The organism is Pseudomonas sp. LW8 (genome assembly GCF_041956865.1).
GTDB lineage: Bacteria > Pseudomonadota > Gammaproteobacteria > Pseudomonadales > Pseudomonadaceae > Aquipseudomonas > Aquipseudomonas siliginis.
The window spans coordinates 4,872,129-4,896,805 of the sequence record NZ_CP168138.1 but is presented as its reverse complement, the minus strand read 5'-3'; the positions used below and the strand labels follow the sequence as shown (position 1 = coordinate 4,896,805).

Here is a 24,677-nt window from a genome sequence, read left to right as displayed (position 1 = left end):
CAGTATCACTGGATCGAGCCAGTCCTCCCATGGGGGCTGAATACCGGCTTTACCGAGGGTCGCCGCCATGTCGCGCAACCTCTGTCTCACCCGTCAATGCCTGGGTCTGGTGACCCGGATCGAATGCGCCGTCAAGCCGCTGGCCGGCGACAACGGCATGTGGACGCTGCTCTTCGCGGCCGGCATGGCCGGCGAACAACCTTCCGCGATCAAAGCCCAAGGCCCTTTTCACGGCCCGGTCGCGGCCGAGTCGATTCTCGACACCATCGTTGAAAGCCTGACCTTGCATGGTTACGAACTGGCCGATGATCCGCAGATCTGGAGCCTGCACCTGCAAGCCCAGTTGCGGCAGATCAACGGCGGCCGTGGGCGCAGCCTCAACGGTTAAGGTGCTGACTGGTCGACCTGCGCCTTGTCGAGCTTGACCTCAAAACCGTATTGCACGGTGGCGAGGTCGGTGCGCTGATAGGTTTCCACGCGAGTCGGGCGACCGTAAAAATAGTGCACGCCGAGTAGCGCCGGGCCTTCTGCACTGGCGTCGTGGCTGACCGAAAGAATCTGCTTGAGGTAGTGGCCACTGTCGTCCTTGACGAAGAAACGCCATTCGTTGGCCGGGAAGGTTTTCAGGTCGACCACCAGCGTGTTGTCCTTGATCGCCAGGCCTTTAGGCAATGACTGCGCGTCGTAGGATTGCTTGGCCACCGTGGCCAGAAATAAAGGCATCGAGCCCACGGCAATCGCCGGGGTTTCCGGAAACAGGTTCAGATCATATGTAATCGTCGCTTGCAGCGGATCGACCTGATACGCCTCGGGCGGCAGTTCGATCGGCTCGTCGAGTTTGCCGCCGCGCTTTTCCGTGAAGAAAGTCACCGGGCTGACGCCGGGATTGAGTTGGTCGCCAAGCAATTCGTCATTGAAGGTGCGGCGGTGGGAAAACTCGATACGCGCCGCGCTCGGCTCTTCCACCGATTGATGAATGCGCACGCCGGCCTTCAATTGTTCTTCCGTCAGGTCCGCGCCTTTGAGCCAGTTGGCGGCGAGATCGTCATACACCACAACTGGCAGGTCCAGCGCCTGCACGGCTTTGGCCGTGGTGTGCGGATTGAAGGTGCGCACCGGCAGGTCCAGGGATTTGCGCGTCACTGTTGCCGAGGAGAAGTCGAGCACACTGACTTCCAGTGTGTCGATCGGGCCGTGGAAATAGACTTTGTTGTAGCGGCGCGGGTGGTCTTTCTCGAAGGCTTGCTGGTCGTCGCTGAGCTGTTTTTCCAGGGTGTCGCTCCAGCTCTTCTGCTTCTGTAACTGCGTCAGTTGCTTCTGGTAAAACTCGACCTGCTCCGGGCTTTCGTTGATCGAACCGGCGCGCACCAGGTATTGGCCACTGGCGTCGCGGGCCTGGACGATCAGCGGATTGATCCGGGTTTCGGCGACTTCTGCCGCGAGCGGCAGGCTGTTGCTGACTTCGACCTCGGCGTAGTTTTTTTCCAGCTTGAGCAGTTTGACGCTGAGATTGTCGTTGCTGCGGGTTTGGCCGACATCTTTCTGCGTCAGGTCGAAGCTGTACAGCCGCCGGGGCGCGATCACTTCGACCTGGCCTTGCAGGCTGACCGGTTGCGGCAGGCTTTTTTTGTCGACGTTGAGGCCATCGATGAACGGGTAGGTCACCGTCAGGTCATCGGGATTGGTCACGTTGGAGCTGGACGGGCTGAGCTGAATGCCGGGGTCGGTCTCCGACCACTCCGGCTGCCAGGCGATCACCCGTTTGTTGCTCAACGTGACCGAATGCCATTCGATGCCGTGCGGGAACAGAAAACCGCCGGGAATGTTCAGGTTGAACGGGAATACCGGTTGCAGATCGGTCAGGTAATCCGAGCTGGCGTCCTTGTGCAGCACGAACAGGCCGTTGATGAACGTATCGACCAGCGCCTGCGGGGTAGGATAGTGCTTGAGCACGGCGAGGGCGTCGGCACCGTATTCGGTATGCGGGGTGATGTCGTCAAGCTTGAGCCTGGCCCGTTCGAGCAACAGCAGCGAACCGCCGAGTTCGGTGATGGCGTCCTTGAGCTTCGGATCGCTGATCGTGTCCAGTGACTGTTCGAAGGAGGCGGTCTTTTCGTCGAGGTTGGCGACGTGCTTTTCATCGCCGGGCGAGCAACCGCCGATGAGCAAGGCGAGGCAGATTCCGGCAGTCGTCAAGGCTGATCGCACATCCATTTCCACGCATCCTGTCCACTGTCATTGGGCTGTCAATGCTTTGGACACTAGCAGAAAAACTTTGTCACACACACGCAGGTGGCGGATTTTCCGGCGGTTTCTGGCTGTCACAGCGGGCTGTTATACTCGCCGCCATTTCCAGCCCCTTGTGTGAGAGTCAATGGAACGCTTTATCGAAAATGCAATGTACGCCACCCGCTGGCTGCTGGCGCCGATCTACATCGGCCTGTCCCTCGGTCTGCTGGCGCTGGCATTGAAGTTCTTCCAGGAAATCATCCATATCCTGCCCAACGTCTTCGCCATGGCTGAATCGGATCTGATTCTGGTGCTGCTGTCGCTGATCGACATGGCGCTGGTGGGCGGTCTGCTGGTAATGGTGATGATTTCCGGCTACGAGAACTTTGTCTCGCAACTGGACATCGACGAAGGCAAAGAGAAGCTCAGCTGGCTGGGCACCATGGACTCGTCGTCGCTGAAGATGAAAGTCGCGGCGTCGATCGTGGCGATTTCCTCGATCCATTTGCTGCGTATCTTCATGGACGCCAAGAACGTCGATCCCGAGCATTTGATGTGGTACGTGATCATTCACATGACTTTTGTGGTATCCGCATTTGCCATGGGTTACCTGGACAAGGTCACCAAGCACTGATCAGCCGATCAAGGCAAAAAAACCGCCCGTCTGTTGCGAAACAGACGGGCGGTTTCGTTTGTGGCTTGTGCTTTCAAGCGCAGCGGCCTATGCCTGTAACGGTGCGATTCGCCACGGTGTGAGGTGCTTCCATGAACCTGCAAGAGTTGAACGCGTTTGCTGTTGCCAGGAAGGTCGATGAGTTGAACCTGATCTCGATGGAGGGTGGCATTTACCTGTTGGAAGCGAGGATGCATGGGGCGGCGTATCCGTTGAGCGATCTCAAGGGCAATATGCTGACGCTGCGCTCAGTGGAGCACGCGCGGGATCTGCTGCATGCCTTTCCGGTACTGCCCTTCAATCTTGTGCACACCTCGGTCCACGACGAAATGTGTGGCCTGGTCGGTGACCTCGATGAAAGCCTGAAAGTGCCGCTCGCCTGGCGCTCGGCCCTGTAGCCCCGGCCCCAAGTCCGGGGTATCTGTGCTAGTCTGCTCGCCCTTTTGGTTCCGGGCGCGCCGGGACGCGCTGTGCACGCACGGCAAGTCCTGTGGCCGTCCGCACAGCGGAGCAGTGTCATGTCCGAAGTAAATCTGTCCACCGACGAAACCCGCGTCAGCTACGGTATCGGCCGTCAACTCGGCGACCAGCTGCGCGACAACCCGCCACCGGGTGTCAGCCTGGACGCGATCCTGGCCGGTCTGACCGACGCTTTCGCCGGCAAGCCAAGCCGTGTTGGCCAGGAAGAAATGTCCGCCAGCTTCAAGGTGATCCGCGAGATCATGCAAGCCGAAGCAGCGGCCAAGGCTGAAGCCGCGGCTGGCGAAGGCCTGGCCTTCCTCGCCGAAAACGCCAAGCGTGACGGCATCACCACCCTGGCTTCCGGCCTGCAATTCGAAGTGCTGACTCAGGGCGACGGCGCCAAGCCGACCCGTGAAGACCAGGTGCGTACGCACTACCACGGCACCCTGATCGACGGCACTGTGTTCGACAGCTCCTACGAGCGCGGCCAGCCTGCAGAATTCCCGGTTGGCGGCGTGATCGCTGGCTGGACCGAAGCGCTGCAACTGATGAATGCCGGCAGCAAATGGCGCCTGTACGTGCCGAGCGAACTGGCTTACGGCGCACAAGGCGTGGGCAGCATCCCGCCGCACAGCGTTCTGGTGTTCGACGTCGAGCTGCTCGACGTTCTGTAATACCGAGCCTGCCTTGATGGCGGGCTGAAAAATGTGGGAGCGAGCTCGCTCGCGAAGGCGGTTTTTCAGTCGACTCATTCGTTGACTGATTTATCGCTTTCGCGAGCAAGCTCGCTCCCACAGGTTTTTTTAATGCTGCTCATATTTCGATCTTGTTGTGCAGCTCATTGGTCGGGCGCAACGCCCGGGCATAGCAGAACAGGAACAGATTGCGCACCAGCTCCTTGAGTACCAGCGGCTCGCTGGAATTGAGGCTGCTGACGTCCAGATCGCCTTGATCCTGCAGCTCATGCAAGGCTTCTTCTTCAAGCACTGCGCAGACTTCGCCGGTTTCCCGATGGAGGATTCTGAGGTACGGGTGTGGGCGATCCAGCCAGGCGTCGATCAAATAAGTCATGGGGCTCATCTCCTTGAAAGGTTTCAATGAGAATAATTCTTATTCATCAAATAGCAAGTGCCTATTGGCGGATCGTGGAGTTTTCCGGGTAAAGGTTGTGTCAGGTCAAAATGGCTGGCTGATGGCCATGCGCGGATTCATTGAGCTGAAGCGGGGAGGGCAAAGCTCCATCCCACGGCTGGCGCAGGATGGATGACGCAAGGCTCAGACTTTTCTGACGAACTCGGATTTGAGCTTCATCGGACCGATGCCGTCGATCTTGCAGTCGATGTCATGATCGCCATCGCACAGGCGGATGTTCTTGACCTTGGTGCCGACCTTGACCACCAGCGACGTGCCTTTGACCTTGAGGTCCTTGATCACGGTGATGGTGTCGCCGTCCTGCAGGACGTTGCCGACCGAATCTTTCTTCACGGCATCATCGGCCGCCACTTCGGCTTCGCCGCTGGCAGACCACTCGTGGGCGCACTCGGGGCAGACCAGTTGGGTGCCGTCTTCGTAGGTGTATTCGGAATTGCATTTCGGGCAGGGTGGCAACGTGCTCACTAAGGTTCCTTGGGTATCAGGAGGGATAAAGGGCGCACATTGTATAGGGTTTTACGCGGAGGAGGGCATAGCGCAGAAACAACTGTGGGAGCGAGCCTGCTCGCGAAACCGCTGTGTCAGTCAACATTGAGTCGATTGGCAGATTGCTTTCGCGAGCAGGCTCGCTCCCACAGGGGATGAATCAGTGCGTGCGGGCGACCGCGAACTCGCTCAGTTCCACCAGCGCATCGCGGTATTCGCTGGCCGGCAGCGCCTCCAGGCACTTGATCGCGCGGGCCACGTAATCGCGGGCCAGTTGCGCGGTGTACTCCAGCGAGCCGGACGCTTCGACGGCGATGCGGATGCTTTCCAGGTCTTCGATCCCGCCTTTCTGGATCGCTTGACGCACCAGTGCCGCCTGCTCGGCTGTACCTTCGCGCATGGTGTAGATCAGCGGCAGGGTTGGCTTGCCTTCGGCCAGATCGTCGCCGACGTTCTTGCCCAGGGTTTCCGCGTCGCCTTTATAGTCGAGCAAGTCATCAACCAGCTGGAACGCCACACCCAGGTGATCGCCGAACGTGCGCAGGGCTTCACTCTGCTCGGCGGTCGCGCCAGCCAGGGCGGCGGCGCTGTGGGTCGAGGCTTCGAAGAGCATCGCGGTCTTGCCGCGGATGACTTCCATGTAGGTTTCTTCGCTGGTGCTGGCGTCACGCACCTTGGACAGCTGCAACACTTCGCCTTCAGCGATGATGCGCGTGGCCTGGGAGAGAATCTTCATCACCGGCATCGAGCCCAGTTCGACCATCATTTCGAACGAGCGCGAATACAGGAAGTCGCCGACCAGCACGCTCGGGGCATTGCCCCACATGGCGTTGGCGGTCGAGCGGCCACGGCGCATGCCGGACATGTCGACGACGTCGTCATGCAGCAAGGTCGCGGTGTGCAGGAATTCGATGGTGGCGGCCAGCAGGCGCATGTCGTCGCCTTCGCGACCCAGGGCCTTGCCACACAGCAACACTAATAAAGGACGCAGGCGTTTGCCGCCGGCCGACGTGATGTAATCGCCGATTTTCGATACCAGCGGCACTCGAGACGTCAGCTGCTTCTTGATGATGCCGTCGACGGCGCTAAAATCGTCCGCCACCGCGCGGTAGAAAGCTTGGGGTTGCATCAGCGAGAGTCGCTCCAGAAGGGTTGCGCGGCATGCTAGGACCCCCGTCCAGACCTGTCAAGGCGCGATGGACGGCCACTTGCGCGAGGCAGATTGCTTGCGTACAATCGCGCACCCTGAACTTCCTGGGCAGCACCTGCCTTACGCAATTGCACTTGGGCCGTTCCAGCCCCATGCAGCCATGCCAGCCAATACCTCTTCTTATAAAGAGCTGGGTGAGCAGGATTATCGGAGAAATACCATGTACGCAGTAATCGTTACCGGCGGTAAGCAATACAAGGTCGCTGAAGGTGAATACCTGAAGATCGAAAAACTGGAAATCGCTACTGGCGAATCCGTGACTTTTGATCGCGTTCTGCTGGTCGCCAACGGCGACGACGTGAACATCGGCGCACCAGTTGTTGCTGGCGCAACCGTCAAGGCTGAAGTGATCTCCCAAGGTCGTCACGATAAAGTCCGCATCATCAAGTTCCGTCGCCGTAAGCACCACATGAAGCGTATGGGCCACCGCCAGTGGTTCACCGAGATCAAAATCACCGGTATTCAGGCTTAATTACAGCCTAATTCCTCACTAGGAGAATTGAACTCATGGCACACAAAAAAGCTGGTGGTAGTACCCGTAACGGTCGCGACTCAGAAGCCAAACGCCTTGGCGTGAAGATGTATGGCGGCCAGGTCATCAAGGCCGGCAACATCATCGTGCGTCAGCGCGGCACCCAATTCCACGCTGGCTACGGCGTTGGCATGGGCAAGGATCACACTCTCTTCGCTAAAATCGAAGGCGTGATCAAGTTCGAAGTAAAGGGCGCCTTCGGTCGTCGTTACGTGAGCGTAATCGCGGCTTAATCGCGAGATCGCTGGAGAAGCCCTGTCTTGCGACGGGGCTTTTTCGTTTGTGGGGTGAGTCTCTTGCAAAGCTGTTTGTATGGGCTGTCGGCGTGCGATGCAGGTCGTGTCTTGGGGTCGCTGCGCTCATTTTTGCAAGAGTCTTATGTCTTGATTGTTTTTCGGCTCGTCCGTACGGCGAGAGGCGTTGGTTATGAAGTTTGTTGATGAAGTATCGATTCGCGTAAAGGCCGGTGACGGTGGCAACGGTGCCATGAGTTTCCGCCGGGAAAAATTCATTGAAAACGGCGGCCCGAACGGCGGTGATGGCGGTGACGGCGGTTCCATCTACATGATGGCCGACGAAAACCTCAATACCCTGGTCGACTACCGTTACACCCGTCACTTCGATGCCGAGCGTGGCTCCAACGGTGGCAGCACCGACTGCACCGGCAAGAAGGGCGAAGACCTGATCCTGCGCGTGCCGGTCGGCACTACCGTGATCGACTCCGCCACCCAGGAAGTCATCGGCGACCTGACCAAGGCTGGTCAGAAACTGATGGTAGTGCAGGGCGGCTGGCACGGTCTGGGTAACACCCGTTTCAAATCCAGTACCAACCGTGCGCCGCGTCAGACTACGCCAGGCAAGCCGGGCGAGCAGCGTGACCTGAAACTGGAAATGAAAGTGCTGGCCGACGTCGGTCTGCTGGGCTTGCCGAACGCCGGTAAAAGTACCTTTATCCGTTCGGTCTCGGCCGCCAAGCCGAAAGTCGCCGACTACCCGTTCACCACACTGGTGCCGAACCTGGGTGTGGTCAGCGTCGATCGCTGGAAAAGCTTCGTCATTGCCGACATTCCGGGCTTGATCGAAGGCGCTTCCGATGGTGCCGGCCTGGGTATTCGCTTCCTCAAGCACCTGGCGCGTACGCGTCTGCTGCTGCACCTCGTCGACATGGCGCCGCTGGATGATTCCAGTGCTCCGGACGCAGCTGAAGTGATCGTCAACGAGCTGATCAAGTTCAGCCCGTCGCTGGCCGAGCGTGATCGCTGGCTGGTGCTGAACAAGTGCGATCAGATCCTTGAAGAAGAGCACGATGCTCGCGTCAAGGAAATCGTCGATCGCCTGGAATGGACTGGTCCGGTGTACGTGATCTCGGCCATCGCCAAGATCGGTACCGAGCGTCTGTGCCACGACATCATGCGTTACATGGAAGACCGTGCCGATCGCCTCGCCGCAGACCCTGCGTACAAGGAAGAGCTGGCCGATCTCGATCAGCGCATCGAAGACGAAGCCCGTGCGCAGTTGCAGGCGCTGGACGACAAGCGTGCCCTGCGTCGCAGTGGCGTGAAGTCGGTCCATGACATCGGCGACGATGACTGGGACGAAGAAGATGTGGATGACGAAGACGGTCCGGAAATCATTTACGTGCGTGACTGATCCGTTGCGATAAACTTGAACGCCGCTCAATCGAGCGGCGTTTTAGTATCCGGAAATCGATCGTTGGTCAGCAATCGCCACGATTAACGTCACGGGCAGTGCCAGGTCGCGCTGCCCTCAAGCTAAGGTTGAAGATGATGCGGAGCAAGGTGACAGGTGCGCAGCGTTGGGTCGTGAAGATCGGCAGCGCTTTGCTGACAGCTGACGGCAAAGGGCTGGATCGCGCGGCAATGAGTGTCTGGGTCGAGCAGATGGTGGCGCTGCATGAGGCGGGCGTCGAGCTGGTGCTGGTGTCCTCCGGGGCGGTAGCGGCCGGCATGAGTCGCTTGGGCTGGACCGCACGACCCAGTGCCATGCACGAGCTCCAGGCGGCCGCTGCAATCGGTCAGATGGGGTTGGTGCAGGCGTGGGAGTCGAGCTTCGCCGAGCATGGCCGGCACACTGCACAGATTCTCCTGACCCACGACGACCTGTCCGACCGCAAGCGCTACCTCAATGCCCGAAGCACCTTGCGTGCACTGGTCGAGCTGAAAGTCATTCCGGTGATCAACGAAAACGACACTGTGGTCACCGATGAAATCCGTTTCGGCGACAACGACACGCTGGCGGCGCTGGTGGCCAATCTGGTCGAGGCCGATCTGCTGGTGATCCTCACTGATCGCGACGGCATGTTCGACGCTGATCCGCGCAACAATCCCGATGCGCAGCTGATTTATGAAGCGCGCGCCGATGATCCGACGCTCGATGCGGTTGCAGGCGGTACCGGTGGTGCGCTGGGGCGCGGCGGCATGCAGACCAAGTTGCGTGCGGCACGCCTGGCAGCGCGTTCCGGTGCGCACACCATCATCGTCGGCGGGCGGCTTGAGCGTGTGCTCGATCGCCTGAAGGCGGGCGAGCGCATTGGCACGCTGCTATCGCCGGAGCGTGGCATGCTCGCGGCGCGCAAGCAGTGGCTGGCCGGTCATCTGCAAACCCGTGGCACTCTGGTGCTGGATGAGGGGGCGGTGTCGGCGTTGTCCAAGGGCAACAAAAGTCTGCTGCCGGTGGGGGTGAAACTGGTTCAGGGCAGTTTCCGTCGCGGTGAGATGGTCGTCTGTGTGGCGCCGGACGGTCGGGAGATCGCTCGGGGTCTGGCCAATTACAGCGCTCTGGAAGCGCAAAAAATCATCGGTCAGTCGTCGGATGCGATTGTCGGTTTGCTCGGTTACATGGCGGAGCCGGAACTGGTTCACCGTGACAACCTGATTCTGGTCTAAGGAAAATTCGATGCGTGTAGCGAAAGGATTGTTGGGCCTGCTGATGGCCATGCCATTGCTGGTCTCGGCCGAGGAAATCGGTCAGGTGTCGACGGTGTTCAAGTTTGTCGGGCCGAATGACCGGATCGTGGTCGAGGCCTTCGACGATCCGAAAGTCGAGGGCGTGACCTGCTACCTGTCTCGCGCCAAGACCGGCGGAGTGAAGGGTGGTCTGGGTCTGGCGGAGGATCGCGCCGAAGCCTCGATTGCCTGTCGTCAGGTCGGGCCGATCAAGTTCAAGGGTGAGTTGAAGGACGGCGACGAGGTGTTCAAGGAGCGCACCTCGCTGGTGTTCAAGACCATGCAGGTGGTGCGTTTCCTCGACAAGAAGCGCAACACGCTGGTGTATCTGGTCTACAGCGATCGCTTGATCGAGGGTAGTCCGCAGAATGCGGTCACGGCCATCCCGATCCTGCCGTGGGTGCCGGTCCAGCAATAAGCGCCACCAATCCGAACTGTGGGGGCGAGCCTGCTCGCGAAGAGGTCATGTCGGTCGATAGAAATATCAACTGGCAGATCGCATTCGCAAGCGGGCTCGCTCCCACAGTTTTTTTGCCTGTAGCTTGTTAAATCACAGGCAATAAAAAACCGACCCTGAGGTCGGTTTTTTAATGACTACGTCGATTAAGCGGCTTCTTTCAGCGCTTTGACGTGGCCATTCAGACGGCTCTTATGACGAGCAGCCTTGTTCTTGTGGATGATGCCTTTATCGGCCATACGGTCGATAACTGGCACAGCCAGAACGTATGCAGCTTGAGCTTTTTCAGCGTCTTTTGCGTCGATGGCCTTAACTACATTCTTGATGTAGGTACGAACCATGGAACGCAGGCTGGCGTTGTGGCTGCGACGCTTCTCAGCCTGTTTTGCACGTTTTTTGGCGGAAGGTGAGTTGGCCACCGTCGAGCTCCTCGAAAGACTTTTTAGGAAATAGCAAACAAAATAGGCCGCGAATCATGCCGATGAAGACTTGTCTTGTCAAGGGCACTTGAATCGTTCCGCTAAGTGGTAGGTATAAAGAGGCGGGATATTTATTTCCGGCGCTTGACCTGTAAACTCGCGAGCTTTGGCTCTGTGCTGTTGCGGCGCGGAGTATCGCACAAGTAGGCGCATTGTTCGCCTGCTGTTTATCGACAGGCACAAACTCTCTCAATGAATCTGCTCAAATCGTTGGCCGCCGTCAGCTCTATCACGATGCTTTCCCGGATTCTGGGTTTTGTTCGTGACACGCTGATCGCGCGGACATTCGGCGCCGGGATGGCCACGGATGCCTTCTTTATTGCTTTCAAACTGCCCAACCTGCTGCGGCGCATCTTTGCCGAAGGGGCTTTCTCCCAGGCGTTCGTGCCGATCCTGGCCGAATATAAAAGCCAGCAGGGCGAAGAGGCGACGCGCACCTTCATTGCCTATGTATCGGGCCTGTTGACGCTGGTGTTGGCGGTTGTGACTGCACTGGGCATGATCGCCGCCCCCTGGGTGATCTGGGCCACGGCGCCCGGTTTTACCGATACCCCGGAAAAATTCCAGCTCACCTCCGATCTGTTGCGGGTGACCTTTCCTTATATATTGCTGATCTCGCTGTCGTCGCTGGCCGGCGCGATTCTGAATACCTGGAACCGCTTCTCGGTGCCGGCCTTCGTACCGACTCTGCTCAACGTCAGCATGATCGTGTTTTCGCTGTTCCTCACGCCGTATTTCGATCCGCCGGTCATGGCTCTTGGCTGGGCGGTGCTGGTAGGTGGTCTGGCGCAGTTGCTGTATCAGCTGCCGCACCTGAAAAAGATCGGCATGCTCGTGCTACCACGCCTGAACCTGCGCGACAGCGGCGTGTGGCGGGTGATGAAGCAGATGCTGCCGGCGATTCTCGGCGTGTCGGTCAGTCAGATTTCGCTGATCATCAACACCATCTTCGCCTCGTTTCTGGTCGCAGGTTCGGTGTCGTGGATGTATTACGCCGACCGCTTGATGGAATTGCCGTCGGGCGTATTGGGCGTGGCGCTCGGCACGATTCTTCTGCCAACGCTGGCCAAGACCTACGCCAGCAAGGATCGCCACGAATACTCGCGGATCCTCGATTGGGGGCTGCGCCTGTGCTTTGTGCTGGTGTTGCCGTGCGCGCTGGCACTGGGGATTCTTGCCGAGCCGCTGACTGTTTCGTTGTTCCAGTACGGTCAGTTCAGTGGCTTTGATGCCGAGATGACCCAGCGTGCACTGATTGCCTATTCGGTCGGCCTGCTCGGGATTATCGTGATCAAAGTGCTGGCGCCGGGCTTTTATGCGCAACAGAACATTCGCACCCCGGTGAAAATCGCAATTTTCACGCTGGTCTGCACGCAGTTGTTCAACCTGGCGCTGATCGGGCCGCTGGCCCACGCCGGCCTTGCCTTGGCGATCAGTGCCGGTGCTTGCCTGAACGCCGGGCTGCTGTTCTACCAACTGCGCAAGCAAAAGATGTATCAACCGCAACCGGGCTGGGGCAAATTCGGCTTCAAGCTGGTCGTTGCGGTGACCGTGATGTCGGCGGTCTTGCTGGCCGGCATGCATTTCATGCCCGCCTGGGATGAGGGCCATATGCTTGAGCGCTTCTTGCGCCTGGGCGCGCTGGTGGTTGCTGGCGTGGTGGCCTATTTCGGTATGTTGTTGCTGTTGGGTTTCCGTCTGCGCGACTTCAATCGCAAGGCCTTGAGCTGAGGTTTCAGCCTTCATGAGCAGGCATGGGCCGGCGGTTTTGTCGGCTCGTTCACTTTGCGTTACGGTGTTGCCTGTCGTCGGCCGTCGGGTGTGGTTATAATCGACCACTTTATGAGCAAGAAGCGCGTTATGCAGCTGGTTCGAGGCCTCCACAACTTGCGCCCCCAGCATCGGGGCTGCGTCGCCACTATTGGCAACTTTGACGGTGTTCACCGTGGTCACCAGGCTATCCTGGCCCGGCTGCGTGAGCGTGCGCTCGAGTTGGGCGTACCCAGCTGCGTGGTGATTTTCGAGCCGCAGCCACGGGAGTTCTTTGCGCCCGATACCGCACCGGCACGTCTGGCGCGGTTGCGCGACAAGCTGCAATTGCTGGCCGCTGAAGGCGTCGACCGGGTGTTGTGCCTGGCTTTCAACCAGCGGCTGAGCAAGCTCAGCGCCAGTGAATTCGTCGATACCATTCTGGTCGATGGCCTTGGCGTGCAGCATCTGGAGGTCGGTGACGATTTCCGTTTCGGTTGCGACCGCCTCGGCGATTTCGATTTTCTGATGCAGGCCGGGCAGGTTCACGGTTTCACCGTCGAAGCGGCGCAAACCGTCGAGCTGGACGGCATTCGCGTCAGCAGCACGCAGGTGCGCAACGCCTTGGCTGCGGCCGATTTTGCCTTGGCCGAACGCTTGCTCGGCCGTCCGTACCGCATCGCCGGTCGCGTGCTGCATGGGCAGAAACTGGCCCGGCAACTGGGCACGCCCACTGCCAACATTCAACTCAAGCGTCGTCGCGTGCCGTTTACCGGGGTGTATCTGGTGAATGTCGACATCGACGGCAAGACCTGGCCCGGCGTCGCCAATATCGGCGTGCGCCCCACGGTGCAAGGAGATGGCAAAGCCCACCTCGAGGTCCATCTGTTAGATTTTGCCGGCGATCTGTATGACCGGCGTTTGACGGTGGTTTTCCACCAAAAGCTGCGTGAAGAGCAGCGCTTCGCCTCTCTGGAGGCATTGAAAACGGCGATCAATGCGGATGTCGCCACCGCCCGTGCACTAGCCGCACCTAGCGCCCATCGCTAATGAAGAGCCTTAAATGACCGACTATAAAGCCACGCTAAACCTTCCGGACACCGCCTTCCCAATGAAGGCCGGCCTGCCACAGCGCGAACCGCAGATCCTGCAGCGCTGGGACAGTATTGGCCTGTACGGAAAGTTGCGCGAGATTGGCAAGGATCGTCCGAAGTTCGTCCTGCACGACGGCCCTCCGTACGCCAACGGCACGATCCACATCGGTCACGCACTGAACAAGATTCTCAAGGACATGATCATCCGCTCGAAAACCCTGTCGGGTTTCGACGCGCCGTACGTCCCGGGCTGGGACTGCCACGGCCTGCCGATCGAGCACAAGGTGGAAGTGACCCACGGCAAGAACCTCGGCGCGGATAAGACCCGCGAGCTGTGCCGTGCCTACGCCACCGAGCAGATCGAAGGGCAGAAGTCCGAGTTCATCCGTCTCGGCGTGCTGGGCGACTTCGCCAATCCGTACAAGACCATGGATTTCAAGAACGAGGCCGGTGAAATCCGCGCCCTCGCCGAAATCGTCAAGGGTGGTTTTGTCTTCAAGGGCCTCAAGCCGGTGAACTGGTGCTTCGATTGCGGTTCGGCTCTGGCTGAAGCGGAAGTCGAGTACGAGAACAAGAAGTCCTCGACCATCGACGTTGCGTTCCCGATCGCCGACGAAGCCAAACTGGCTGCGGCCTTCGGTCTGGCGTCGCTGAGCAAACCTGCTGCGATCGTGATCTGGACCACCACCCCGTGGACCATCCCGGCCAACCAGGCGCTGAACGTGCACCCGGAATTCAACTACGCCCTGGTCGATATCGGCGACAAGCTGCTGGTGCTGGCTGAAGAGCTGGTCGAAGCCTGTCTGGCGCGCTATGGCGTGGAAGGTTCGGTCGTCGCCACCACCACCGGTAAAGAGCTGGAGCTGATCAACTTCCGTCACCCGTTCTATGATCGTCTGTCGCCGGTGTACCTGGCTGACTACGTCGAACTGGGCGCAGGCACCGGCGTGGTTCACTCCGCCCCGGCCTATGGCGTGGACGACTTCGTGACCTGCAAGAAATACGGCATGGTCAACGACGATATCCTCAACCCGGTACAGAGCAACGGCGTGTACGTGCCGTCGCTGGAATTCTTCGGCGGCCAGTTCATCTGGAAGGCCAACCCGGCCATCGTCGAAAAACTGACCGAAGTCGGTGCGCTGATGCACACCACCGTCATCGAACACAGCTACATGCACTGCTGGCGCCACAAGACCCCGCTGATCTACCGCGCTACTGCGCAGTGGTTCATCGGCATGGACAAGGAGCCAACCAGCGGCGACACCCTGCGCGTGCGCTCGCTCAAAGCCATCGAAGACACCAAGTTCGTTCCGGCCTGGGGCCAGGCGCGCCTGCACTCGATGATCGCCAACCGTCCGGACTGGTGCATCTCGCGTCAGCGCAACTGGGGCGTGCCGATCCCGTTCTTCCTCAACAAGGAAAGCGGCGAGCTGCACCCGCGTACCGTCGAGCTGATGGAAGAAGTCGCCAAACGCGTTGAAGTCGAAGGCATCGAAGCCTGGTTCAAACTCGACGCCGCCGAACTGCTGGGCGATGAAGCGCCGCAATACGACAAGATCAGCGACACCCTTGACGTCTGGTTCGACTCCGGCACCACGCACTGGCACGTCCTGCGCGGTTCGCACCCGATGGGCCACGAGAGCGGCCCGCGTGCCGACCTCTACCTGGAAGGTTCCGACCAGCACCGTGGCTGGTTCCACTCGTCCTTGCTCACCGGTTGCGCCATCGACAACCACGCGCCTTATCGCGAGCTGCTGACGCACGGCTTCACCGTGGACGAGTCCGGCCGCAAGATGTCCAAGTCGCTGAAAAACGTGATTGAGCCGAAGAAGATCAACGATACGCTGGGCGCCGACATCATGCGTCTTTGGGTCGCGTCGACCGACTACTCTGGCGAAATCGCTGTGTCGGATCAGATCCTGACCCGCAGCGCCGATGCCTATCGTCGTATCCGTAACACCGCGCGCTTCCTGCTTTCCAACCTGACCGGTTTCAATCCGGCCACCGACCTGCTGCCGGCTGAAGACATGCTGGCGCTGGATCGCTGGGCGGTGGATCGCACGCTGCTGCTGCAACGCGAGTTGCAAGAGCACTACGGCGAATACCGTTTCTGGAACGTGTACTCGAAGATCCACAACTTCTGCGTGCAGGAGCTGGGTGGTTTCTACCTCGACATCATCAAGGACCGCCAGTACACCACCGGTGCCGACAGCAAGGCCCGGCGCTCGTGCCAGACCGCGCTGTTCCACATCTCTGAAGCGCTGGTGCGCTGGATCGCGCCGATCCTCGCCTTCACTGCCGACGAGCTGTGGCAATACCTGCCGGGCGAGCGTAACGAGTCGGTCATGCTCAACACCTGGTACGAAGGCCTGACCGAGCTGCCGGAAGGCTTCGAGCTGGGTCGCGCCTACTGGGATCGCATCATGGAAGTGAAAGTCGCGGTCAACAAAGAGATGGAAATCCAGCGTGCGGCGAAAGCCGTCGGTGGCAACCTGCAGGCCGAAGTGACGCTGTTTGCCGAAGAGGCGCTGAGCGCCGATCTGGCCAAGCTGAGCAACGAGCTGCGCTTTGTCCTGATCACCTCGACTGCCAGCGTCGCGCCATTCGTTCAGGCTCCGGCCGATGCAGTGGCCACCGAAGTCAGCGGTCTGAAACTGAAGATCGTCAAATCGGCGTTCCCGAAATGCGCGCGGTGCTGGCATTGCCGCGAAGACGTCGGCGTGAACCCGGAGCATCCGGAAATCTGCGGTCGTTGCGTCGACAACATCAGCGGTGCTGGCGAGGTTCGTCACTATGCCTGATGCCATTGGCCGTTTCGGACGGCTGAGCTGGCTGTGGTTGAGCCTGCTGGTCCTGGTCATTGACCAGGCCAGCAAGTTCTACTTCGAAGCCAGGCTCGAAATGTTCCAGCAGATCGTGATCATTCCCGATCTGTTCAGCTGGACGCTGGCCTACAACACCGGCGCTGCGTTCAGCTTCCTCGCCGACAGCTCCGGCTGGCAGCGCTGGCTGTTTGCGCTGATCGCCATTGCCGTCAGTGCCGTGCTGGTGGTCTGGCTCAAGCGTTTGGGGCGCAACGACACCTGGCTGGCCGTCGCCCTGGCACTGGTGCTGGGTGGTGCGCTGGGCAACCTGTATGACCGCATCGCCTTGGGCCATGTGATCGACTTCATTCTGGTGCACTGGCAGAACCGCTGGTATTTCCCGGCGTTCAACATTGCCGACAGCGCGATCACCGTAGGCGCGATCATGCTGGCACTGGACATGTTCAAATCGAAGAAAACCGAAGAGGCCGCTCATGACTGAACCGCTATCGACTGAGCAACGCATCGGCCAGAACACCGAAGTCACCCTGCACTTTGCCTTGCGCCTGGAAAACGGTGACACCGTCGACAGTACCTTCGACAAGGCCCCGGCGACGTTCAAGGTCGGCGATGGCAACCTGCTGCCGGGCTTCGAAGCCGCACTGTTCGGCTTCAAGGCCGGCGACAAGCGCACCCTGACCGTCGAGCCGGAAAACGCTTTCGGTCAGCCGAACCCGCAGAACGTGCAGACCATCCCGCGTTCGCAGTTCAACGACATGGAGTTGTCACCGGGTCTGCTGGTGATCTTCAACGATGCGGCCAATACTGAATTGCCAGGTGTGGTGAAGGAATTCGATGACACGCAAGTGACCGTCGACTTCAACCACCCGCTGGCGGGCAAGACGCTGACCTTTGACGTGGAAATCATTTCCGTCAAAGCGATCTAAAAATGCAGGAGTGAGCTTCTGTGGCGAGGGGATTTATCCCCGCTGGGGTGCGAAGCGCCCCCAGACCAGTCAACGGATTCTGAGACAAGTCCGTTGACGGTCTGCGACTGCTAAGCAGCCGAGCGGGGATGAATCCCCTCGCCACAACAAGCAGGTCTCCCACAGTCTGTTTTCCATTGTTTTCGCGCGCAAGACACGAGGCACAGCATGCAAATCAAACTCGCCAACCCCCGTGGCTTCTGCGCCGGTGTGGACCGGGCGATCGAAATCGTCAACCGCGCCCTGGAAGTCTTCGGGCCGCCGATCTATGTGCGTCATGAAGTGGTGCACAACAAGTTCGTCGTCGAAGACCTGCGCAGCCGTGGCGCGATTTTCGTCGAAGAGCTCGATCAGGTGCCCGATGACGTGATCGTCATCTTCAGCGCCCACGGTGTTTCCCAAGCCGTGCGCAACGAAGCTGCAGGTCGTGGCCTGAAAGTCTTCGATGCAACCTGCCCGCTGGTCACCAAGGTGCACATCGAGGTCGCCAAATACAGCCGCGACGGTCGCGAGTGCATCCTGATCGGCCACGCCGGTCACCCGGAAGTTGAAGGCACCATGGGCCAGTACGATGCCAGCAACGGCGGCGCGATCTACCTCGTCGAAGACGAAAAGGACGTGGCCGCATTGCAGGTGCGCGATCCGGAAAGACTCGCTTTCGTGACTCAGACAACCTTGTCGATGGACGACACCAGCCGTGTGATTGATGCCCTGCGCACGCGCTTCCCGGCCATCGGTGGCCCGCGCAAGGACGACATCTGCTACGCCACACAAAACCGCCAGGACGCCGTCAAGCAACTGGCCGACGAGTGCGACGTGGTACTGGTGGTCGGCAGCCCGAACAGCTCCAACTCCAATCGCCTGCGCGAATTGGCTGAGCGTATGGCGACTCCGGCCTACCTGATCGACGGTGCCGAGGACCTGCAACAGAGCTGGTTCGACGGCGTCGAGCGCATCGGTATTACCGCTGGCGCCTCCGCACCGGAAGTGCTGGTCCGGGGCGTGATCCAGCAATTGCAGGCCTGGGGCGCGACTGGTGCCGACGAGCTGGCTGGCCGTGAGGAGAACATCACGTTCTCGATGCCGAAAGAGCTGCGCGTCCGTTCGATCTGACGCTTCTGCCTTTGTCGCACAGCGCCTGCTCGGTTTCCTGACTGTTCAGGCGCACGCGACCGGTTGCCGCCAGCACGATCTGCCGCTGGCTGACCGGCTCGCGCGGCGAGCAGACGTGTATTGTCCCCGCCTGAAATCGCCGTCCCGGCATCAGCGGCTGTCCCAGATGACTGAACCGCACGTAGCGGCTCACCCACCAGTTGCCGACAATCGCCACCTTCGCCTCACTGGCGCGTTCAACCAGCAGCGGATTGCTGCTGTCCTCCGGCCCCTTGCCGCTAAGATCCAGAATGATTCGCCAACCCTGACTCCAGTCGCCGTCAATGCCATGGATCACCACACTTTGATTGTGGGTCATAGCCAGGGTGCGAGCGTGGCGGATGCCCTCGAGCAGCGACTGCGCTGCGTGGTCGCGCTGAGTCGCTTGCTTGAGCGCGGCGAATACCGGGCTGACCAGCAGCAGAACAATTGCGCCAATCGCCAGTCCCATAAGCAGTTCAATCAGGCTGAAACCGTGTTGCGGCATGAAAAATCCCTCCGTGGAATGGTATGAGCAGCGCAATCCGTGCGCCGCGCAGGGCAAATCAGTCGGCGCGTGCCGAGCGAATGTTCTAGCGTGTAAAAGCAGGTATAGCCGACGGCAACGGAGGGCACCGATGGATCTTCGTACAAAAGGTTTCACGCTGGTCGAGTTGCTGGTCGCCATTGCGGTGTTCCTGATACTGATCACGCTGGCGGTGCCGGCCTTTACCCGTACGATCCAGAGCAGCAAGGCGGATACCGAAGTCGGCGACTTGCAGCGGGCAATCAATTTCGCTCGCCTCGAGGCAATCAATCGCGGCGTGACCACGCGTCTGCGTCCGACCGCTGGCGGCAGTGTCTGGACCGGTGAACTGGCGGTCTACGACAGTACTGGCAATCCGGCCAATGTGTTGCGGGTTGTTCCAGCAATGAGCAGTGGCGCGACTCTGACGCTACCCTCAGGAGTGACCGCACTGGATTTCAACAACCTCGGCGGTCTGGCGGCACCGTCGACGGCGGTGGTCATCGGTTACACGCTGGGCACGCAAAGCAGGACGCTGAACGTGTGTTTGAACGGACGCATTCAACTGGGTGGAAATTGCGGATGAGGGCAGGGAGCAAAAACGCACAGGAGGGCATGACGCTGATCGAAGTGCTGGTCGCGTTGCTGATTCTGACCGTCGGGCTGTTGGGCGCAGCGGCGGTGCAGCTCAATGCGCTGAAGTACACCGACAGTTCGCGGATGACCAGTCAGGCCAGTTTCATCGCCTATGACATGATGGATCGCATCCGCGCCAATTCCGGCGCCAACTACACCGTCACGCCACCGACCTCGGGCAATCTCAGTAATGCGCGGGATCAGGATCTCTACGATTTCACCACCAACATCGCCAACTTCGGCGGCCCGACCGCGACGGGCAGCATCACCCTCAATCAGCGGGTCTACACCATCACCATTACCTGGAGCGATGCGCGCGCGGCCAACTCTGCCAGTGCCCAGCGCAGTTTCGTCCTGACCAGCCGGGCGGCGGTCGATCCGGTGGCCACGCCATGAAGCGTGCCAGCCGTGGTTTCGGCCTGATCGAGTTGCTGATTGCCCTGGCTTTGGGGCTGATCGTCGTGCTCGGCGTGGTACAGATTTTCATCGCCGCAAAAAACACTTACGTCAGTCAGAACAGCGCCGCAGCGATGCAGGAAGATGCGCGCTTCGTCCTCAGCAAAATGATTCAGGAAATCCGTATGGTCGGCATGTTCGGCTGCCTCGGCACCATCGTCGACTCCAGCTCAGCAGGGGATTTCAACACTGCGCAACTCATCCCGATCAACTGGGATAACGCCAGTCTCAAGCTGACCATGGTCACCGCCGATGTCGGCAGCGGCGGGGGAACGCCGACCTGGACGGTGATTTCCGATTGTCGCAACAGCGCGGTCGCCTACAGCGGATTGCGCAGCCCGACCACGGGGCAGATCGCGTTCCCGATCCGGCGCCTGATCTACAGCTTCAGCAATAACCAGATCCTCATGGGCACTGGCAGCGGCAATCCGGCGCAGCAAGTGCTGGTGAACAACGTCAGCGCCTTCAACGTCACATTCGGTCTGGCCAGCTCCGCGACCGACGTCGCAGCTTCAACGTACAGCAGCAACCCCGGCGATCCGGCGCGCATCCGCAGCGTGCGCCTGAGCCTGACCCTCACCGACCCGAACAATCGGGTGCGCAATCAAACCTTCAACGTGGTTGCGGCATTGCGCAACCGCTTGCCATGAGGGGGCGGCGATGAGGATTTCCTTGCAACAACGTCAGGCCCAGCGCGGCATGGTCCTGTTGGTGAGCCTGGTGTTTCTGCTGTTGCTCACATTGATCGGTTTGTCCTCGATGCAGAGCGCCAACCTGCAAGAGAAAATGGCCGGCAGCGTAAGCCTGCGCAATCAATCGTTTCAGGCTGCGGAAGCGGCGTTGCGTATCGGCGAAAGTGCGGTGCAGCTGGACAGTTACTCGTTGGCGGTGTGCAGCGGCACGACCCAATGTCTGCCGCCGGCGGAGTCGTCAGTGGTCAGCTCGGCCGGCTTCAATTCGACCTCCGGGGTGACCTGGATCGCCGCCGGTAATGGCTTTTATGGCGTGCAGAACATCGGCACGACCCTGACGGCGGTGAACGTACCAAGTAACACTTCGGCGACGTTGTATCGAGTCACTGCGGTCGGCATCGCCGGCAATTCGCGTAGCGTGGTGGAGAGTGTCTATGCGAAGTATTGAGCGCGGCCTGTCGCTGCTGATCGGCATGCTGCTGAGTTGCTACCTGGCGGCACCGGCCTGGGCTTTCACGCCTTCCGATTCGCCATTGCTGAGCGCGGCTGCGGTGGCGCCAAACGTGATGCTGCTGATCGACGACTCCGGCAGTATGAACAGCATCATCTACGCCGCCGGATTCGACCCGAACGTCAACCGCACTCCCGCCCGGCAGTGCAATGCCTTCCTCGGCTTGTGCTCTGCACTCAACGCGCCGCAGATTACCGGCGACACGGTGTTTCTATCGAGCCTGCCGACTTCCGGGTGCTCGGGAGGCGCCTATGCGTTCTACAACAACAGCGTGGCGCCGTTGTGCCTCAAGCTCCCAGACCCGGTAGGCAACGAGAACACTCGGTATTCCGCCGATTACATTTCCTACATAGTCAGCCTCGCCAACAGCACCGGCACCCGCGACTTCACTACGGGGGCGATTCCCAACGATTACCGGATGAACGTGGCGCGCAACGTTTCCACCGCACTGGTGAGCAGCAACCGCACTTTGCGCATGGGCCTGTCGACATTCAATCCGGCGACCAGCAGCAACCCGGGCAACGGCGGTTTCATCGCTCGCTCAATCACCGATTTGTCACCCGTCGCGGGCAGCGTCACCCAGGCCCAGGCAGACACCAACTACAACGCGCTGATCTCATCGATCAACGGCTTGAACGCCGTGGCCAACACGCCATTGGCCGAGAGCTATTACGAAGTCACGCGCTACATGCGTGGGTTGGCGCCTTACTACAACGGCACGCCGGCGAGCTATACCAGTCCGATTCAATACCGCTGCCAGAAAAACTACGGCGTGGTGATTACCGATGGCTTGCCAACCTATGACCGTACCTTCCCGACCAACGATCCGCTGGGAGGCAGCCGGCTACCGAACTGGGATGGCGTGAATAACGATGGCGACAACCTCAACGGTGACGGTGAAGGCGACACGCTTTATCTGGATGACATCGCCAAATTCGCCTTCGACATCGACATGCGTTCGACCGGTACTGACGCAGCAGGCAAGAGCTGGAACGCGGTGGATTTTCCCAGGCAGAACATGAACACCTACACCGTGGGTTTCGCGGCGGATAACGACATGTTGTCCGACGCCGCCAGTTATGGGCAGGGCAGGTATTACCAGGCGACCGACAGCTCCGGGCTCAATGCGGCGTTATCGTCGGCATTGAGCGATATCACTTCCAAGGCCGGCTCCGGTGGTGCCGGTGTTGCCAGCAGCAGTACGTTGACCAGTGGCAGCAGTTTTTACCAGACAACCTACGATCCCAAGGATTGGCGCGGCACGATCAGGTCGTTCGGCTTTACCTCGACCGGCACGGTAAATACCTCGGCGGCGCAATGGTCGACCGACACCACCATCGTGCCCTCTGCCACAGCGCCGAATTTCCAGTCATGGAACACCTTGAGCAACACGCCCATTGCCTTGGCACTCCTCAACTTTTCCCCGGCGCAGCAGACTACGCTAAATCAGGGGTTGCCCGCCGGAATCAACGGCAATGATCTGGTGGAGTGGAGCAAGGGGACCAACAAGGCCGGGCTCAAAGTGCGCACTGCGCTGCTGGGCGACATCATCAATTCGCCGCTGGTGCTCGCGTCGCCTTCAGACAAGACCGCATCCGATCTGACGGGTGACAGCAGTTACACCAACTACCTGACGACCAAGGCTGCGAACATGAACACCAGTCTGGTAGTGAACGCCAACGACGGTTTCGTCAATGTGATCAATTCGACGAACGGCACCCGCCGTTATGCCTACATGCCCTCCAGCGTGCTGCCTTCGTTGCGGCTGATTGCGGATACCAATTACGTCAACGGCGTCAGCCACAAGTTTCTCGTGGACGGTCAGGTCGGCGTGTTCGATGCGCAGGCCGGCACCACCTGGAGAACGCTGGCCATTGGCGGAACGGGGGCCGGTGGTAAAACCTTCTACGGACTGCAACTGTTCGATGCCTCGGCAGGCAACGTGATCAAGGCACTGTGGGAAGTCAGTGCGCCGGCTACGGCCAACACGGCGAATGCTTTCAATGATCTGGGTTACGCCTACGCCCGTCCGGAAGTCGCACGCTTGGCCAATGGTCGCTGGGCGACATTCATCGCCAATGGTTACGGCAGCAATTCGGGGGTTGCAGCGTTGTATGTGCTGGATGCGCTGGATGGTTCGCTGATCAGGAAAATCGTCATCGACAGCACGGAAACCAGCAACGGTCTATCTTCGGTAAAACTCAGGGTCAATTCTTCGAACGTGGTGCAGGCTGCCTACGCTGGTGACCTGAAGGGGCGTATGTGGAAATTCGACTTGAGCGCACCCGGGGCAGAAAACTGGGGCGTGGCGTTTGCCGGCAAGCCTTTGTTTACAGCCCCGGGTGGGGCAACGCAGCCGATCACTGCGCAACCGCTGCTGGCGGACAACCCACAGGGCGGCAAGCAGGTGTTCTTTGGCACCGGCAAGTTCAACGAGACTGCCGACAAGACCAACAAGGATCTGCAGGCGTTCTATTCAATCTGGGATGCAGAGGGTGGGGCCGGCCAAATCACCGTTAGCAGTTTGCAAGCGCAGGCGATTACCGGCTCGTTCTCCGGCAGTTCCGGGCAGTTTCTGACCACCAGCCAGAATGAAACGACGTATCCGGCAGAGAAAGGCTGGTATCTGCCGCTGGTGTATAACAACGTGCTGACCGGTGAACGCGTGATCAATCAGGCCAGTATTGTATTGGGGCGAGTTGTTTTCACCACTGCCAGCGTCGATACCACCGACCCTTGTTCGAGTTTTGGTACGGGCAGGTTGGTCGAACTCGATGCGTTCAACGGTAAGATGCTCAACTACGCCGTGATCGACACCACCGGCGACCGTTTGGTCGACAGCAACGATACGATATCCAGCGGCGTGATTTTTACCGGCGGCATTCCGACCCTGAACTTCATCTCCGCTAACGGCGAGCGCAAGGGCACGACTGACACCAGCGGCGCGGTCACGGTCATTGTGGAAAAGGGTGGCGGCGGCAGCCGTCGTATCATGTGGCGACAAATCCAGTAAGCGAGAATTTGAGGCATGCGCAGAACCAGCCGAGGTTTTACCCTGATCGAGATCATGATCGTCATCGCGATTATCGGGATCATCCTCACCATCAGTATCCCCAGCTATAACGAATACGTGAAGAAGGGCCGTCGCGCCGAAGTGGTCTCGCTGCTCTCGGAGCAGGCGCAGACCCTCGAACGCTTCTACACCCGCAACAATGTCTACACCGGCGTCACCGGACTGAGCACGGGCAATGATTTCTACACCATCACCCCGACGCTGACCGACCAGACCTTTGTGCTCACCGCGATTCGTAAAACCGGCTCGGCCATGGCCACCGACAAGTGCGGGGATTTCACCCTGACCAACACCGGCGTGCGAAGCATGAACAGCGCGACCACCGGAGTGACCGCCAAGGATTGCTGGGGCCGCTGACGCATTCTTTTTCGGG

General features: G+C 59.7%; 27 protein-coding genes. 21 read left to right on the top strand and 6 right to left on the bottom strand.

Features of this window, described 5'->3' with window-relative positions; genetic code table 11:
* Window positions 1–67: 67 nt before the first annotated feature.
* Complete coding sequence (locus tag AB9L16_RS22155) at window positions 68–388, top strand: hypothetical protein (protein WP_016773114.1); 321 nt, start codon at window positions 68–70, stop codon at window positions 386–388.
* On the opposite strand, the gene AB9L16_RS22150 is transcribed toward AB9L16_RS22155, so the two are convergent.
* Window positions 385–2,214 carry a hypothetical protein gene (locus tag AB9L16_RS22150; RefSeq protein ID WP_150742257.1) on the bottom strand — a complete coding sequence of 610 codons (1,830 nt, stop codon included), beginning with the start codon at window positions 2,212–2,214 and terminating at the stop codon, window positions 385–387. The two genes, AB9L16_RS22155 and AB9L16_RS22150, sit on opposite strands and share 4 nt — an antisense overlap.
* Before the next feature lie 160 nt (window positions 2,215–2,374).
* On the opposite strand from AB9L16_RS22150, the gene AB9L16_RS22145 reads away from it, so the two are divergent.
* From AB9L16_RS22145 to AB9L16_RS22135, 3 genes are all read left to right on the top strand, one after another.
* A complete protein-coding gene (locus tag AB9L16_RS22145; protein ID WP_016773116.1) occupies window positions 2,375–2,863 on the top strand; it encodes a TIGR00645 family protein in 489 nt (162 codons plus the stop codon).
* Window positions 2,864–2,994: 131 nt separating this feature from the next.
* A complete protein-coding gene (locus AB9L16_RS22140) occupies window positions 2,995–3,300 on the top strand; it encodes a DUF6482 family protein (RefSeq protein WP_150638478.1) in 306 nt (101 codons plus the stop codon).
* 120 nt (window positions 3,301–3,420) lie between these two features.
* Window positions 3,421–4,038: an FKBP-type peptidyl-prolyl cis-trans isomerase gene (locus AB9L16_RS22135; RefSeq protein ID WP_016773117.1), complete on the top strand. Its 618-nt coding sequence runs from the start codon at window positions 3,421–3,423 to the stop codon at window positions 4,036–4,038.
* Between the two features lie 139 nt (window positions 4,039–4,177).
* Here the strand turns inward: AB9L16_RS22135 and AB9L16_RS22130 are convergent, their stop codons facing one another.
* The 3 genes from AB9L16_RS22130 to AB9L16_RS22120 all read right to left on the bottom strand — a co-directional run bounded on the left by AB9L16_RS22130 (window position 4,178) and on the right by AB9L16_RS22120 (window position 6,131).
* A complete protein-coding gene (locus AB9L16_RS22130; RefSeq protein ID WP_016773118.1) occupies window positions 4,178–4,435 on the bottom strand; it encodes a hypothetical protein in 258 nt (85 codons plus the stop codon).
* A 204-nt stretch (window positions 4,436–4,639) separates the two neighbouring features.
* A complete protein-coding gene (locus AB9L16_RS22125; RefSeq protein ID WP_016773119.1) occupies window positions 4,640–4,981 on the bottom strand; it encodes a zinc ribbon domain-containing protein YjdM in 342 nt (113 codons plus the stop codon).
* Between the two features lie 181 nt (window positions 4,982–5,162).
* Window positions 5,163–6,131 carry a polyprenyl synthetase family protein gene (locus tag AB9L16_RS22120; RefSeq protein WP_016773120.1) on the bottom strand — a complete coding sequence of 323 codons (969 nt, stop codon included), beginning with the start codon at window positions 6,129–6,131 and terminating at the stop codon, window positions 5,163–5,165.
* Window positions 6,132–6,372: 241 nt separating this feature from the next.
* On the opposite strand from AB9L16_RS22120, the gene rplU reads away from it, so the two are divergent.
* The 5 genes from rplU (at window position 6,373) to AB9L16_RS22095 (ending at window position 10,128) form a co-directional block, all read left to right on the top strand.
* Window positions 6,373–6,684, top strand: coding sequence for a 50S ribosomal protein L21 (gene rplU / locus AB9L16_RS22115; RefSeq protein WP_007924746.1), 312 nt, complete (start codon window positions 6,373–6,375; stop codon window positions 6,682–6,684).
* A 35-nt stretch (window positions 6,685–6,719) separates the two neighbouring features.
* Window positions 6,720–6,977 carry a 50S ribosomal protein L27 gene (rpmA, locus tag AB9L16_RS22110; protein WP_016773121.1) on the top strand — a complete coding sequence of 86 codons (258 nt, stop codon included), beginning with the start codon at window positions 6,720–6,722 and terminating at the stop codon, window positions 6,975–6,977.
* A 193-nt stretch (window positions 6,978–7,170) separates the two neighbouring features.
* Entirely contained in the window at window positions 7,171–8,394 is a 1,224-nt protein-coding gene (gene cgtA / locus AB9L16_RS22105) for an Obg family GTPase CgtA (protein ID WP_016773122.1), read from the top strand.
* A gap of 137 nt (window positions 8,395–8,531) precedes the next feature.
* Window positions 8,532–9,650, top strand: coding sequence for a glutamate 5-kinase (gene proB / locus AB9L16_RS22100; RefSeq protein WP_039761700.1), 1,119 nt, complete (start codon window positions 8,532–8,534; stop codon window positions 9,648–9,650).
* A gap of 10 nt (window positions 9,651–9,660) precedes the next feature.
* Window positions 9,661–10,128 carry a CreA family protein gene (locus AB9L16_RS22095; RefSeq protein WP_041477794.1) on the top strand — a complete coding sequence of 156 codons (468 nt, stop codon included), beginning with the start codon at window positions 9,661–9,663 and terminating at the stop codon, window positions 10,126–10,128.
* 185 nt (window positions 10,129–10,313) lie between these two features.
* Here AB9L16_RS22095 and rpsT read toward each other — a convergent pair whose 3' ends face one another.
* Window positions 10,314–10,586, bottom strand: coding sequence for a 30S ribosomal protein S20 (gene rpsT / locus AB9L16_RS22090; RefSeq protein WP_003228351.1), 273 nt, complete (start codon window positions 10,584–10,586; stop codon window positions 10,314–10,316).
* Window positions 10,587–10,838: 252 nt separating this feature from the next.
* Here rpsT and murJ point away from each other — a divergent pair, with 252 nt between their 5' ends.
* The 6 genes from murJ (at window position 10,839) to ispH (ending at window position 18,392) form a co-directional block, all read left to right on the top strand.
* On the top strand, window positions 10,839–12,377 hold the full coding sequence (gene murJ, locus AB9L16_RS22085) for a murein biosynthesis integral membrane protein MurJ (protein WP_016773124.1): 1,539 nt from the start codon (window positions 10,839–10,841) through the stop codon (window positions 12,375–12,377).
* Between the two features lie 129 nt (window positions 12,378–12,506).
* Window positions 12,507–13,445, top strand: a complete 939-nt coding sequence (ribF, locus tag AB9L16_RS22080) for a bifunctional riboflavin kinase/FAD synthetase (RefSeq protein ID WP_016773125.1) — start codon at window positions 12,507–12,509, stop codon at window positions 13,443–13,445.
* Between the two features lie 13 nt (window positions 13,446–13,458).
* Window positions 13,459–16,290, top strand: coding sequence for an isoleucine--tRNA ligase (gene ileS / locus AB9L16_RS22075; RefSeq protein WP_095181847.1), 2,832 nt, complete (start codon window positions 13,459–13,461; stop codon window positions 16,288–16,290).
* On the top strand, window positions 16,283–16,795 hold the full coding sequence (gene lspA / locus AB9L16_RS22070; protein ID WP_150742253.1) for a signal peptidase II: 513 nt from the start codon (window positions 16,283–16,285) through the stop codon (window positions 16,793–16,795). Before ileS ends, lspA begins: the two co-directional genes overlap by 8 nt.
* Entirely contained in the window at window positions 16,788–17,240 is a 453-nt protein-coding gene (gene fkpB, locus AB9L16_RS22065; RefSeq protein ID WP_122698534.1) for an FKBP-type peptidyl-prolyl cis-trans isomerase, read from the top strand. Before lspA ends, fkpB begins: the two co-directional genes overlap by 8 nt.
* Window positions 17,241–17,447: 207 nt before the next feature.
* Window positions 17,448–18,392 (top strand): 4-hydroxy-3-methylbut-2-enyl diphosphate reductase, encoded by a 945-nt coding sequence (gene ispH, locus AB9L16_RS22060; RefSeq protein WP_016773129.1) that lies wholly within the window; start codon window positions 17,448–17,450, stop codon window positions 18,390–18,392.
* Here the strand turns inward: ispH and AB9L16_RS22055 are convergent.
* Entirely contained in the window at window positions 18,349–18,918 is a 570-nt protein-coding gene (locus tag AB9L16_RS22055; protein ID WP_375122706.1) for a GspH/FimT family pseudopilin, read from the bottom strand. The two genes, ispH and AB9L16_RS22055, sit on opposite strands and share 44 nt — an antisense overlap.
* Before the next feature lie 130 nt (window positions 18,919–19,048).
* Here AB9L16_RS22055 and AB9L16_RS22050 point away from each other — a divergent pair, with 130 nt between their 5' ends.
* Genes AB9L16_RS22050 through AB9L16_RS22025 form a run of 6 tightly spaced genes read left to right on the top strand, consistent with a single transcriptional unit; the run spans window position 19,049 to window position 24,661 of the window.
* Window positions 19,049–19,522, top strand: a complete 474-nt coding sequence (locus AB9L16_RS22050) for a GspH/FimT family pseudopilin (protein ID WP_041477800.1) — start codon at window positions 19,049–19,051, stop codon at window positions 19,520–19,522.
* Window positions 19,519–19,968 carry a type IV pilus modification protein PilV gene (gene pilV / locus AB9L16_RS22045; protein WP_024014356.1) on the top strand — a complete coding sequence of 150 codons (450 nt, stop codon included), beginning with the start codon at window positions 19,519–19,521 and terminating at the stop codon, window positions 19,966–19,968. The genes AB9L16_RS22050 and pilV overlap by 4 nt, the downstream gene beginning before the upstream one ends.
* Window positions 19,965–20,678: a PilW family protein gene (locus AB9L16_RS22040; protein WP_281120872.1), complete on the top strand. Its 714-nt coding sequence runs from the start codon at window positions 19,965–19,967 to the stop codon at window positions 20,676–20,678. Before pilV ends, AB9L16_RS22040 begins: the two co-directional genes overlap by 4 nt.
* Before the next feature lie 10 nt (window positions 20,679–20,688).
* Window positions 20,689–21,168, top strand: a complete 480-nt coding sequence (locus tag AB9L16_RS22035) for a PilX N-terminal domain-containing pilus assembly protein (RefSeq protein WP_095181844.1) — start codon at window positions 20,689–20,691, stop codon at window positions 21,166–21,168.
* Window positions 21,155–24,244, top strand: a complete 3,090-nt coding sequence (locus tag AB9L16_RS22030; protein ID WP_375122705.1) for a pilus assembly protein — start codon at window positions 21,155–21,157, stop codon at window positions 24,242–24,244. The genes AB9L16_RS22035 and AB9L16_RS22030 overlap by 14 nt, the downstream gene beginning before the upstream one ends.
* 15 nt (window positions 24,245–24,259) lie before the next feature.
* Window positions 24,260–24,661 (top strand): type IV pilin protein, encoded by a 402-nt coding sequence (locus AB9L16_RS22025; protein ID WP_375122704.1) that lies wholly within the window; start codon window positions 24,260–24,262, stop codon window positions 24,659–24,661.
* Window positions 24,662–24,677: the final 16 nt, after the last annotated feature.

Excerpts from the sequence above, each read along its gene's own strand:
- ribF (WP_016773125.1), top strand. The coding sequence starts at position 12,507 with ATGCAGCTGGTTCGAGGCCTCCACAACTTGCGCCCCCAGCATCGGGGC.
- AB9L16_RS22035 (WP_095181844.1), top strand. The coding sequence starts at position 20,689 with ATGAGGATTTCCTTGCAACAACGTCAGGCCCAGCGCGGCATGGTCCTG.
- AB9L16_RS22130 (WP_016773118.1), bottom strand. The coding sequence starts at position 4,435 with ATGACTTATTTGATCGACGCCTGGCTGGATCGCCCACACCCGTACCTC.
- ileS (WP_095181847.1), top strand. The coding sequence starts at position 13,459 with ATGACCGACTATAAAGCCACGCTAAACCTTCCGGACACCGCCTTCCCA.
- AB9L16_RS22135 (WP_016773117.1), top strand. The coding sequence starts at position 3,421 with ATGTCCGAAGTAAATCTGTCCACCGACGAAACCCGCGTCAGCTACGGT.
- pilV (WP_024014356.1), top strand. The coding sequence starts at position 19,519 with ATGAGGGCAGGGAGCAAAAACGCACAGGAGGGCATGACGCTGATCGAA.
- AB9L16_RS22140 (WP_150638478.1), top strand. The coding sequence starts at position 2,995 with ATGAACCTGCAAGAGTTGAACGCGTTTGCTGTTGCCAGGAAGGTCGAT.
- AB9L16_RS22095 (WP_041477794.1), top strand. The coding sequence starts at position 9,661 with ATGCGTGTAGCGAAAGGATTGTTGGGCCTGCTGATGGCCATGCCATTG.
- AB9L16_RS22055 (WP_375122706.1), bottom strand. The coding sequence starts at position 18,918 with ATGCCGCAACACGGTTTCAGCCTGATTGAACTGCTTATGGGACTGGCG.
- murJ (WP_016773124.1), top strand. The coding sequence starts at position 10,839 with ATGAATCTGCTCAAATCGTTGGCCGCCGTCAGCTCTATCACGATGCTT.
- AB9L16_RS22030 (WP_375122705.1), top strand. The coding sequence starts at position 21,155 with ATGCGAAGTATTGAGCGCGGCCTGTCGCTGCTGATCGGCATGCTGCTG.
- rplU (WP_007924746.1), top strand. The coding sequence starts at position 6,373 with ATGTACGCAGTAATCGTTACCGGCGGTAAGCAATACAAGGTCGCTGAA.
- proB (WP_039761700.1), top strand. The coding sequence starts at position 8,532 with ATGCGGAGCAAGGTGACAGGTGCGCAGCGTTGGGTCGTGAAGATCGGC.
- AB9L16_RS22040 (WP_281120872.1), top strand. The coding sequence starts at position 19,965 with ATGAAGCGTGCCAGCCGTGGTTTCGGCCTGATCGAGTTGCTGATTGCC.
- AB9L16_RS22050 (WP_041477800.1), top strand. The coding sequence starts at position 19,049 with ATGGATCTTCGTACAAAAGGTTTCACGCTGGTCGAGTTGCTGGTCGCC.
- fkpB (WP_122698534.1), top strand. The coding sequence starts at position 16,788 with ATGACTGAACCGCTATCGACTGAGCAACGCATCGGCCAGAACACCGAA.
- cgtA (WP_016773122.1), top strand. The coding sequence starts at position 7,171 with ATGAAGTTTGTTGATGAAGTATCGATTCGCGTAAAGGCCGGTGACGGT.
- rpmA (WP_016773121.1), top strand. The coding sequence starts at position 6,720 with ATGGCACACAAAAAAGCTGGTGGTAGTACCCGTAACGGTCGCGACTCA.
- lspA (WP_150742253.1), top strand. The coding sequence starts at position 16,283 with ATGCCTGATGCCATTGGCCGTTTCGGACGGCTGAGCTGGCTGTGGTTG.
- AB9L16_RS22150 (WP_150742257.1), bottom strand. The coding sequence starts at position 2,214 with ATGGATGTGCGATCAGCCTTGACGACTGCCGGAATCTGCCTCGCCTTG.
- AB9L16_RS22155 (WP_016773114.1), top strand. The coding sequence starts at position 68 with ATGTCGCGCAACCTCTGTCTCACCCGTCAATGCCTGGGTCTGGTGACC.
- ispH (WP_016773129.1), top strand. The coding sequence starts at position 17,448 with ATGCAAATCAAACTCGCCAACCCCCGTGGCTTCTGCGCCGGTGTGGAC.
- AB9L16_RS22025 (WP_375122704.1), top strand. The coding sequence starts at position 24,260 with ATGCGCAGAACCAGCCGAGGTTTTACCCTGATCGAGATCATGATCGTC.
- AB9L16_RS22145 (WP_016773116.1), top strand. The coding sequence starts at position 2,375 with ATGGAACGCTTTATCGAAAATGCAATGTACGCCACCCGCTGGCTGCTG.
- AB9L16_RS22120 (WP_016773120.1), bottom strand. The coding sequence starts at position 6,131 with ATGCAACCCCAAGCTTTCTACCGCGCGGTGGCGGACGATTTTAGCGCC.